We start from the raw sequence: 8429 nt of genomic DNA, 5'->3' as shown, positions 1-8429 counted from the left end.
ATGCCTGGGTAAACAGGTCTTCACGGATCTGGCGATCGCGTAACACGGCAAGCGCCGGTTGTTGAGTGGTATTCAATAACGCAATAACCCAACGTGATTCAAGCCCCTTTTCTTTTGCAGCCTCAGCGGCAACGGCAATTTCTTCGGCGCTAAGTCCGTCAAGCCGCCGGACATCATCCACCACCAAAGCACCGGACTTGTTCGCCGCCAGCAGACGCTGATTAAACTGACTGGTCAGCGTGGCTGACTCGGTGTTGAGCGCTTTGAGGCGTGCTTTGTCGGCCTCATTGAGGCGAGCGCCTGCCAAGACAAAACGCTGGTGGACAACCTCCACCAGACGCACTGATTCGCTATCCAAACCTAAGGTATGACGTCGTTGCCAGACTGCATCGACGCGGGCGAAAAGCGCGCCATTAAGATAGATATCATTGGCAAGTCCCGCCAGCTCTGCTGAGAACGCTTCGTCAAGGCGTTGTAGTTCATCGTTAGTGTGCGCCGCCGTCATCGCAAAGAAAACGCTGGTTACGCGCGTGAGCAGCGCGCCGCTTTGTTCAAGCGCCAGCAACGTGTTAGCAAAATCCGGGTCCTGTGGGTTTTGTACAATTGCCGCGATCTCCTCGCGTTTTTGCCGCACGCCCTCATCAAACGCCGGACGATAATGCTGCACGTCAATTTGATCAAACTGCGGTGCCTGATACGGCAATGTACTGTGGTGTAAAAAAGGATTCGTTAATGACATCTTTCACTCCTGAAAACGATTTGTTTACCAGAGTAGACTTCCCGGGAATCGACCGCAATCCTGTTAACCAGGAATAGCTCTGACCGGAAATGACGTGCTATGGTAGTACTACATAAAAAGCGTTGAGGAACAGTGAGATGATCGTTTTAGTAACCGGAGCAACCGCAGGTTTTGGTGAGTGCATTACGCGTCGTTTTATTGAGAATGGGCATAAAGTTATTGCCACCGGACGCCGCCAGGAGCGCCTGCAGGAACTCAAAGATGAGCTGGGTGACCGCCTCTATACCGCGCAACTGGACGTACGTAATCGCGCATCGATTGAAGAGATGCTGGCGTCCTTACCTGCTGAATGGCGCGATATTGATGTTCTGGTCAACAACGCAGGTCTGGCGCTGGGCCTCGAACCTGCCCACAAGGCCAGCATTGAAGATTGGGAAAACATGATCGATACCAACAACAAAGGCCTGGTTTATATGACCCGTGCCGTGCTGCCTGGTATGGTTGAGCGCAATCGCGGACATATTATCAATATCGGCTCTACCGCGGGTAGCTGGCCATACGCCGGCGGTAACGTTTATGGCGCGACCAAAGCGTTTGTCCGTCAGTTTAGCCTCAACTTACGTACTGACTTACACGGGACAGCGATTCGTGTTACCGACATTGAGCCGGGTCTGGTTGGCGGCACGGAATTCTCTAACGTGCGTTTCAAAGGCGATGATGCCAAGGCGGAAAAAACTTACGAAAATACCACCGCGCTGACCCCACAAGATGTTACAGAAGCGGTATGGTGGGTGGCTTCGTTACCCGCTCATGTCAACATTAACACCCTTGAAATGATGCCTGTCACACAGTCTTTTGCCGGGCTGAGTATCCATCGGAGCTAATTTCTCTGCCCGGCCTTGCGCCGGGTATAGATAGCCTGAAATAAGTGATAAAATATCCGGGTTAACTCTCTAAAAAGTAAGAATGAATGACCGTAGAAACGCAGCTCAACCCTACACAGCCTGTAAATCAGCAGATTTACCGTATTCTTCGTCGTGATATCGTGCACTGTCTGATTGCGCCGGGTACGCCGCTGTCGGAGAAAGAAGTTTCTGTACGCTTTAATGTGTCACGCCAGCCGGTACGAGAGGCATTCATCAAACTGGCAGAGAACGGTCTGATTCAGATCCGTCCGCAGCGTGGCAGCTACGTGAACAAAATTTCGCTGTCGCAGGTGCAAAATGGCTGTTTTGTTCGCCAGGCGATTGAATGTGCCGTGGTCCGCCGCGCCGCCGCCCTGATCACCGATAAACAGTGCTATCAGCTCGAACAGAATCTGCATCAGCAGCGTATCGCGATTGACCGAAAACAAATTAATGATTTCTTCCAGCTTGACGATGAGTTTCATCAGAAACTGGCTTTAATCGCCGAGTGCCAGCTCGCCTGGGACACCGTCGAGAATATAAAGGCCACCATTGACCGCGTTCGCTATATGAGCCTGGATCACATTTCCCCTCCTGAAATGCTGCTGCGCCAGCATCACGATATCTTTGCCGCACTTGAAAAACATGATGGTGACGGCGTCGAGCGTGCAATGATGCTGCACCTTCAGGAAATCGGTGAGTCTGTTCAGCTTATTCGCCAGGAAAATAGCGACTGGTTCAGCGAAGATTAATACTACGCTCACCTCTCTGCGGGGTGAGTTTTTCAACGTTTCCCCCTCTCCTGCACATCTGCCTAAAAAAAGCTGTGACTTTGATCGAAAACAAAAAAAATCATTAACGAGAAGCGTATTTATATTGCGCCCGTTACGTGGGACTAAAAGCCCACGGGCTTTGACGGTGAGTTGGAAAGGAGAAAACACCATGAAAACATACGATCGTAACCGTAACGCAATCACCACTGGCAGTCGCGTCATGATTAGCAACACCGGACTCACAGGCCGCATTACAGCGATAGATACCGATGGCCTGACCGCTGAGCAAATTCGCCGTGGCAAAACAGTGGCAATCGAAGGGTGTGAAGGCAAATATGCCCCACTCGAGTTGATTCGTTTGGGCATGAACTAATTGGTGTGAATGCCAGAAAACACTGCGCCATCTGGCCCGTTTAAAGCCAGATGGCGACATAAATGATGCCCTTCGTTACTTCATTTTTGCAGCATACTTCGCAACCGTTGCCTTTGCCCCTTCAGCCAGTAAAGTAAGATAGGCTTCTGTGACCTGGTTTTTGAACAGTTCTACCTGCGGTAATTCGCGACCAAAAATGGCATCAATCGCCAGTAACGCCTGAACGCGCGCTTCCCCCTCGTGACTACTGCGGACCGCAGTCTGGATCACTGGCAACAGCGGATCGCTGATTTCAATCGCCTGACCGTGTTCATCCACACCGCCGACATAGCGCATCCAGGCGGCTACGCCCAGTGCCAGCAGCGCAAAATGGCTGCCATGCGCAATGTGCCAACGAATTGAATCGAGCATACGCTGCGGCAGTTTTTGGCTGCCGTCCATCGCAATCTGCCAGGTACGGTGACGCAGTGCCGGGTTGCTGTAGCGCTCAATGAGCAGATCGGCATAGTGTTGCAGATCCACCCCTTTCACTTTCAGCGTCGGCGCCTGTTCCTGCAACATCAACGCTCGCGCGGCAAGACGATAATTTTCATCCTCCATGCAGTCGTTGATATGCTGATAACCCGCCAGATAACCAAGATAGGCAAGGAAAGAGTGACTGCCGTTGAGCATACGCAGTTTCATCTCTTCAAACGGAATCACATCCGATACCAGCTCCGCCCCGGCCTTTTCCCATGCCGGACGACCGGCGACAAAGTTATCTTCAATTACCCACTGACGGAACGGTTCACAGGCTACGCCTGCCGGGTCGCGTACCCCGGTGATGTGTTCAATTTTGTCCAGCGTATCCGGAGTAACCGCAGGAACAATGCGGTCAACCATTGTAGAGGGGAACGTCACATGCTGTTCGATCCAGGTAGCCAGTTCAGCATCTACCGCCCGGGCATACGCGGTGACGACATTGCGCATAACGTGGCCGTTTTCAGGCATGTTGTCGCAGGACATCACGGTAAATGCGGCTAATCCCGCAGCTTTGCGACGCGCCAGGGCTTCAACCACCACGCCTGGCGCAGTTTTTGGTTGTTTTGGATTTTGCAGATCGGCGGCAATCATGGGGTTGTCTAACATCAGTTGACCCGTCGCCGGAGAGTGGCAATATCCTTTCTCGGTGATGGTGAGAGAAACGATCGCCACCTGCGGTTCACACATCGCAGCCAGTACGCTTTCCAGACCATCTACCTGCGCATGCAGCGCGTTTTTCACCACACCAACGACTCTGGCAGTCCACGCATCCGCAGACATCTCCGCAACGGTATACAAATTATCTTGCTGTTTCAGATCGGCAATCTGCTGCTCACCACCAATCAGATTCACTTCGCAATAGCCCCAGTCACTGCCGTGTTCTGCAGCCAGGATGTCAGCATAAACACCCTGATGTGCGCGATGAAACGCGCCAAATCCCAGATGAACAATACGCGGGATCAGAGTAGTACGATCGTAGTCAGGAAGCGCAGCCTTTGCCGCTAACAGCTTGTTTTGCATGGTATGACCTACTTATCAATGAAATCAGGACTGTCTCAGAGTAACGCCTGCAGGGTTGTATGTTTTGATTTGCATTAAGCTTTTTATGATTGGTATGACATCATTTATTGAGTTATATACCAAGCACGGTGAATGTGGCGGCATACTGCCGCCAAAAGATATTAATGTTTCTGCCACTGCTGGTATTCACGCTTAAGTCTTTGCGGAGCCGTTTCCGGCATCATCAACAAACCAATAATTGAGATAACTCCAAGTACAATCACATAAGTGGCTAGTCCGTAGTAATGCCCACCTGTTACTTGCAGAATTTTTACTGCTACTAAGCCAAGAATCCCACTACCTATTAGTGACCCAAGTTGCCAAATTAATGCAATCCCGCTACAGCGAATATGAGTTGGGAAAAGCTCCGGGAAATAAGAAGCCTGAGGTGCATAACACATACTATGCCCAATACTCAGCACCAGGATCATTACTATTTGTGTAAGCCAAAAACTATCCTGATTAATAGCAAGGAAGAAAGGAATAATCATAACGACCTGCAGCAATGCGCCGATAATATAGACTGGTTTACGTCCAATCTTATCACATAGCGATCCCATCAACGGTATTGCAATGATTTCTATTATCACCGCAACGATCATTGTCTCCATCAAAATATTTGCATCAAGATTGTTCGCCTTACCGTAAGCCAAAACAATCACGGTGAACATTGCAAATGTGCAAGCTTCAATCAGTTTTGCACACACCCCCTTGACAACAATACCAGGAAAATCACGGATAACTTCAACTAATGGACGTGATTCTTCTGCTTTTGTCTCCCTAATCTGAGCAAAGACCGGTGACTCATCAATTTTTAAGCGGATAAACAGCCCAACAATAACCAGTAACAGACTCAATAGGAATGGAATACGCCACCCATAATCCATCATGGCCTCTGGAGAAAGTGTGGCGTTTAACAATGCAAACAGTGCTAACGGCAGAAGGAAACCAACCGGGGCACCGATTTGAACCCAACTGGAAAAAAATCCACGATGTTTGGGTTCAGAATATTCAGCAGTCATCAGTACTGCACCGGCTTGTTCTCCTCCAACTCCAAAGCCCTGCAACACACGAATAAAAATAAGTAAAGCTGGAGCCCATACCCCTATTTTTTCATATGTAGGTAATAACCCGATACAGAAAGTCCCTAAACCAACGATTAATATGGTAATAACCAGTGCTTTTTTACGCCCTACCTTATCACCAATATGGCCAAATACAATTCCTCCTAATGGTCTTGCGAGGAAACCAACAGCATAGGTTGCAAAAGCAGCGAGAGTACTTATTAACGGATCATCACTAGGGAAAAATAGATGACCAAAAAAGAGTACAGCTGCTGTCCCGTATGCAAAAAAATCATAATACTCAGCAGCAGTACCAATTGCGGATGCTGAAGCCACTCGGCGAATAATGGGCTTATTATCTACGTTATTTTTAATATCGACTGAACTAACCATAAGTTTAACCTTCTGTAGGGTATTGGGTTAATCAACATCTTTCGTACGTAAAATTTATATTTACCAGTTCCACAACGTACCATCTTCCAGGCGAGCGACAGGCAGATATGCCGGGTCATACGGATATTTCGCGGCCAGTTTTTCGTTAAACTCGATACCAAGGCCTGGCTTATCGCCCGGGTGCATATAGCCGTTATCAAAAGTCCAGTTATGCGGGAACACTTCCAGCATTTGCTCGGAATACCCCATATATTCCTGAACGCCGAAGTTTGGCACCCACAGATCAAAATGCAGTGCTGCGGCCATGCATACGGGTGACAGATCGGAAGGTCCATGTGACCCCGTGCGTACCTGATACAACGAGGCAAAATCGGCAATACGGCGCATACCGGTAATACCGCCCGCATGGGTAATGGTGGTGCGGATATAGTCGATCAACTGTTCTTCGATCAGTTGTTTGCAATCCCAGATGCTATTGAAGACTTCCCCTACTGCAATCGGCGTGACCGTATGCTGGCGGATCAGGCGGAAACACTCCTGGTTTTCGGCTGGTGTGGGATCTTCCATCCAGAACAGACGATATTGTTCAATGCTTTTGCCAAACCGGGCAGCTTCAATCGGCGTCAGGCGATGGTGCATGTCATGTAGCAGATGTTCGTTAAAACCAAATTTATCGCGAACGGCGGCAAACAGTTTCGGCGTGAAATCGAGGTATTTCTCTGTAGACCACAGTTGCTCTTCCGGCCACTGCCCTTTGGTCGCGGGTTCGTAGGCCAAACCTTTGCCTTTAGACATACCGTAAGTAGTTTTCATACCCGGTACGCCGCACTGTACGCGAATCGCTTTAAAGCCCATCTCTTTATGTCGCGCGTAATCCTCCAGCACATCATCTACGGTATGCCCTGTGGTGTGGCAGTAAACCATGACCCCTTCACGCGATGCGCCGCCGAGCAACTGATACAACGGCATGTTCGCCGCTTTCGCTTTGATATCCCACAATGCCATATCCACTGCGGAAATCGCCGACATGGTGACCGGCCCCCGACGCCAGTACGCGCCTTTGTAGAAAAACTGCCAGATGTCTTCGATTCGATGCGCATCGCGTCCGATAAGTTGCGGACAGACATGATCTTTCAGATAGGACGCCACGGATAACTCGCGGCCATTTAAGGTGGCATCTCCCAGCCCGGTGATCCCGTCTTCTGTCGTTATTTTTAACGTAACGAAATTACGCCCCGGGCAGGTGACAAAAACTTCAGCCCCGACAATCTTCATTTTTTATTCCTTACATCTGTTCTTGTGATGCAGGAAATTTACTCAACTGAACTACTACCATACAAGTATAAAGATCAAAAAAGCCCTCGTTGATCACAAAAAAGGCGCTATGCGCGCCCCCATCCAGCCACAATAATCAGCATCCCGCACAAGGCCACCAGCGCACCAGACCAGTCATACAGGCTGAGTTTTACGCCATCGACAAAGCGCAGCCATAGCAGCGCAGTGACAACATAAACGCCGCCATAGGCCGCGTAAACTCGCCCACTCGCGGCCGGATGCAGCGTCAACAGCCAGACGAATAAGGCCAGAGACACTCCGGCGGGTACCAACAACCACGCCGTCGCGCCTCGTTTAAGCCACAGCCAGGGTAAAAAACAGCCGATGATTTCGCATAAAGCAGTGACGAAAAAGAGAAAGGTAGTCTTCAGCATTGACGTTATTCAGTTATCTTCGGTTTAACCATGATACGACAGAATATCGCCAACGTATCCATATCCGCTCAGTGGGTATGCCCTGAAGCAGGAATAGTGTAGAATTTAACCCTGTTTTATCGTTTTTCCCTTTCTCATAAAAGGAATTCGCCATGAATATTACACTGACCAAACGTCTGTGTCTGACGGCTATGCTGACGCTTGCGGCGGCTGTGTACACCTCTTCAGCATTTGCTGAAACCAGTAAACTGGTCATTGAATCCGGGGACAGTGCGCAAAGCCGTCAACAGGCCGCCATGGAAAAGGAACAATGGAACGATACACGCCAGTTACGTCAGAAAGTGAACAAGCGTACTGAGAAAGAGTGGGACAAAGCCGACGCGGCCTTTGATAGCCGTGATAAGTGCGAACAGAGCACCAATATTAACGCCTACTGGGAACCTAACACCCTGCGCTGCCTCGACCGTCGTACTGGCCGTACCGTTGCACCATAATGACTATGCACCTTAAAGGATATTGCAAGGATACAATATGACTAGCGCCCTCAGTGTTAAGCTGCGCCCGCTGGAGCGTGAAGATTTACGTTTTGTCCACCAGCTTGATAACAACGCCAGCGTTATGCGTTACTGGTTCGAAGAGCCTTACGAAGCGTTTGTTGAGCTGTCAGACCTGTACGACAAGCATATTCACGACCAAAGCGAACGTCGCTTCGTGGTGGAATGCGAAGGTGAAAAAGCCGGGCTGGTGGAGCTGGTAGAGATTAACCACGTCCACCGCCGGGCTGAATTCCAGATTATTATTTCGCCTGAATATCAGGGTAAAGGTCTGGCTTCGCGGGCGGCAAAGCTGGCGATGGATTATGGTTTTACCGTCCTCAACTTATATAAGCTGT

At 49.7% G+C, this 8429-nt stretch carries 9 protein-coding genes and 1 pseudogene; 5 read left to right on the top strand and 5 right to left on the bottom strand.

Annotated elements, in window-relative coordinates; translation table 11 throughout:
• A pseudogene (locus tag KQJ18_RS19195) lies at nt 1–739 on the bottom strand (dipeptidyl carboxypeptidase II); the annotation flags it as partial.
• Nucleotides 740–876: 137 nt separating this feature from the next.
• Between KQJ18_RS19195 and ydfG the strand changes: the two are divergent.
• The 3 genes from ydfG to ydfZ all read left to right on the top strand — a co-directional run bounded on the left by ydfG (nt 877) and on the right by ydfZ (nt 2790).
• Complete coding sequence (gene ydfG / locus KQJ18_RS19190; protein WP_038640530.1) at nt 877–1623, top strand: bifunctional NADP-dependent 3-hydroxy acid dehydrogenase/3-hydroxypropionate dehydrogenase YdfG; 747 nt, start codon at nt 877–879, stop codon at nt 1621–1623.
• 86 nt (nt 1624–1709) lie between these two features.
• A complete protein-coding gene (locus KQJ18_RS19185; RefSeq protein WP_085048244.1) occupies nt 1710–2396 on the top strand; it encodes a GntR family transcriptional regulator in 687 nt (228 codons plus the stop codon).
• A gap of 190 nt (nt 2397–2586) precedes the next feature.
• Nucleotides 2587–2790: a putative selenium delivery protein YdfZ gene (ydfZ, locus tag KQJ18_RS19180; RefSeq protein WP_038640526.1), complete on the top strand. Its 204-nt coding sequence runs from the start codon at nt 2587–2589 to the stop codon at nt 2788–2790.
• A 75-nt stretch (nt 2791–2865) separates the two neighbouring features.
• Here ydfZ and KQJ18_RS19175 read toward each other — a convergent pair whose 3' ends face one another.
• The 4 genes from KQJ18_RS19175 to KQJ18_RS19160 form a co-directional block, all read right to left on the bottom strand.
• Nucleotides 2866–4332: a mannitol dehydrogenase family protein gene (locus KQJ18_RS19175; RefSeq protein WP_216422511.1), complete on the bottom strand. Its 1467-nt coding sequence runs from the start codon at nt 4330–4332 to the stop codon at nt 2866–2868.
• Nucleotides 4333–4493: 161 nt separating this feature from the next.
• Complete coding sequence (locus tag KQJ18_RS19170; RefSeq protein WP_165407587.1) at nt 4494–5828, bottom strand: MFS transporter; 1335 nt, start codon at nt 5826–5828, stop codon at nt 4494–4496.
• Nucleotides 5829–5888: 60 nt separating this feature from the next.
• Nucleotides 5889–7103, bottom strand: a complete 1215-nt coding sequence (gene rspA / locus KQJ18_RS19165) for a starvation-sensing protein RspA (RefSeq protein WP_216422510.1) — start codon at nt 7101–7103, stop codon at nt 5889–5891.
• Between the two features lie 107 nt (nt 7104–7210).
• Nucleotides 7211–7537 carry a YnfA family protein gene (locus KQJ18_RS19160; RefSeq protein WP_038640517.1) on the bottom strand — a complete coding sequence of 109 codons (327 nt, stop codon included), beginning with the start codon at nt 7535–7537 and terminating at the stop codon, nt 7211–7213.
• A gap of 152 nt (nt 7538–7689) precedes the next feature.
• Between KQJ18_RS19160 and KQJ18_RS19155 the strand changes: the two genes are divergently transcribed.
• A complete protein-coding gene (locus KQJ18_RS19155) occupies nt 7690–8031 on the top strand; it encodes a DUF1283 family protein (protein WP_137347257.1) in 342 nt (113 codons plus the stop codon).
• 37 nt (nt 8032–8068) lie between these two features.
• Nucleotides 8069–8429 (top strand): spermidine N1-acetyltransferase (gene speG, locus KQJ18_RS19150; RefSeq protein ID WP_216422509.1); only part of this gene is annotated, 361 nt, incomplete at its 3' end.

It is taken from the genome of Citrobacter sp. S55_ASV_140 (genome assembly GCF_018919505.1).
Lineage (GTDB): Bacteria > Pseudomonadota > Gammaproteobacteria > Enterobacterales > Enterobacteriaceae > Citrobacter > Citrobacter werkmanii.
This window is presented reverse-complemented; position numbering and strand designations above follow the sequence as displayed.